This window comes from Bradyrhizobium sp. (genome assembly GCF_019244115.1).
In the GTDB taxonomy this organism is placed as follows: Bacteria; Pseudomonadota; Alphaproteobacteria; order Rhizobiales; family Xanthobacteraceae; genus Bradyrhizobium.
Genome location: NZ_JAFATE010000802.1, coordinates 1 through 2,493, shown reverse-complemented (window position 1 = coordinate 2,493; position 2,493 = coordinate 1). Strand labels below are relative to the sequence as shown.

Below are 2,493 nucleotides of genomic sequence, written 5' to 3'. Positions count from 1 at the left end.
AAACCGGGCTACCGGGCATCACCTCCTGCAGGAATGACGCGCTGAAGACGCCGCTGACGTCCGATCCCGGCACCCGCTGGGAATACGGCATCAACATCGATTTCGTCGGCAAGGCCGTGGAGGCCGTCAGCGGCAAGCGGCTCGACGCCTATCTGCGCGACCACATGTTGGCGCCGCTCGGCATGAACGACACCGCTTTCAAGATTGGCGATGACCAGCGCAAGCGGCTGGTCGGCATGCATGCACGCGGTGAGGATGGCCAGCTTTCGTCCATCCCGTTCGAGCTGGCCCAGGATCCGGAATTCCACATGGGCGGCGGCGGGCTTTATGGCACGGCCGGCGACTACATCAAGTTCTGCCAGATGATCCTCAACAAGGGCAAAGGCAACGGCAACCAGGTGCTGAAACCCGAGACGATCGAGCTGATGAGCCAGAACCACATCGGCGAATTGGTGATGAACAAGATGACCACCGCGGCGGCGATCTACACCAACGACGTCGACCCCTATCCGGACATGGTGAAGAAATGGGGCCTGAGCTTCATGATCAACACCACGATGACGCCGGAGGGCCGCAGCGCCGGGAGCTTCGCCTGGGCGGGCCTCGCCAACACCTATTTCTGGATCGACCCCGCACGCGACGTTACCGGTGTCATCCTGATGCAGCTGTTGCCGTTCGTCGACGCAACCTGCCTGGAAGCCTTCGCGGGCTTCGAGCGCGGCGTCTATGCCGGCCTCGACGCCGCCGGCGGCCGCAAGGCGGCGTGAGCTGCGACGGCACGCCGGCTGTTCCTGTAATGCGATACAGCATCCACACTTTCGTCATGCCCGGCCTTGTGCCGGGCATACACGTCTTACTTTTCGACGTGGCAAAGACGTGGATGGCCGGGACAAGCCCGGCCATGACGACGGTGAAACATCAGCGCCTTCACCGTAAGTCGGGCCTGTTCGAAACGTTCCGACGATTTATTATCGATACGACTGAGCAGGCATCGCCGACGCCGATCGCATGCTGTTCGGCAACAGGGAGGAACGAACGTTGACTGAGCGAGCGGATAGTTATGTGTGCGGCACGTCCAGCGCGCCGCTGCTTGGCGACACCATCGGACGCAGCCTCGATCTCGCCGTGGAGCGCTGGGGCGAGCGCGAGGCGCTGGTCTCGCCGAGTCACGGCGTGCGCTGGACCTGGACGGAATTTTCGGAAAAGGTCGACGCGCTGGCCGCGGGCTTTCTCGCGCTCGGCCTGCAGCGCGGCGAGCGGATCGGCATCTGGTCGTTGAACCGGCCGGAATGGACGCTGACGCAGTTTGCCGCGGCGAAAGCCGGACTGATCCTGGTCACGATCAATCCCGCCTACCGCCTGACCGAGCTCGAATTCGCGCTTCAGAAAGTCGGTTGCGCCGCCGTCGTCAGCGCAACGGCGTTCAAGACCTCGGGCTACATGGAGATGCTGAATACGCTGCTGCCGGAGCTTGCGACCTCACATCCTGGCCATCTCGAAGCGGCGCGGCTGCCGCAGCTCCGCGCCGTGATCCAGATCGGTGGCCCAAAATGTCCCGGTACCATCGCGTTCGACGAGGTTGCGCAGATGGGCGGCGCGCGCCACCGCGAGCAGCTCACAGCGCTCGGCCGCGAACTGCAGTTCGACGATGCCGTCAATATTCAATTCACCAGCGGCACCACGGGCTCGCCCAAGGGCGTCACGCTGACGCACCACAACATCCTCAACAACGGCTATTTCACCGGCCGCGCCATGCGGCTCACCGAGCAGGACCGCATCTGCATTCCGGTGCCGCTCTATCATTGCTTTGGCATGGTGATGGGCAATCTCGCCGCGGTGACGCTCGGCGCCGCCATGGTCTATCCCGGCGAAGGTTTTGATCCGCTCACCACGCTCAAGACCATCGCCGAGGAGAGATGCACGACACTGTACGGCGTGCCGACCATGTTCATCGCCGAACTCGATCATGCCGAGTTTTCGCGCTTCGATCTGTCATCGCTGCGCACCGGCATCATGGCCGGCGCGCCCTGCCCGATCGAGGTGATGAAGCGCGTCAATTCCGAGATGAACATGCGCGAGGTGACGATCGCCTACGGCATGACCGAGACGAGCCCGGTGAGCTTCCAGAGCGCGGTCGACGATCCCATGGAACGGCGCGTGTCGACGGTCGGGCGCATTCATCCTCATGTCGAGGTCAAGGTGGTCGATCTCGACGGCAGGATCGTCAAGCGCGGCGAACGCGGCGAGCTCTGCACCCGCGGCTACAGCGTCATGCTGGGCTATTGGGACGAGGTGGAAAAGACCGCCGACGTGCTCGATCGCAACGGCTGGATGCACACCGGCGACCTCGCCACCATCGACGCCGAGGGTTTTTGCAACATCGTCGGCCGCATCAAGGACATGGTGATCCGCGGCGGCGAGAATCTCTATCCGCGCGAGATCGAGGAGTTCCTCTATCGTCACCCAAAGATCCAGGACGTGCAGGTGTTCGGC

General features: G+C 63.2%; 2 protein-coding genes. Both read left to right on the top strand.

From position 1 onward, the window contains the following. On the top strand, nucleotides 1-767 hold a 767-nt coding region (locus JOZ76_RS34030; protein WP_291705763.1), incomplete at its 5' end, for a serine hydrolase domain-containing protein. Nucleotides 768-1,038: 271 nt separating this feature from the next. Beyond that, the coding region (locus JOZ76_RS34025) for an AMP-binding protein (protein ID WP_291705762.1) at nucleotides 1,039-2,493 on the top strand (1,455 nt) is incomplete at its 3' end.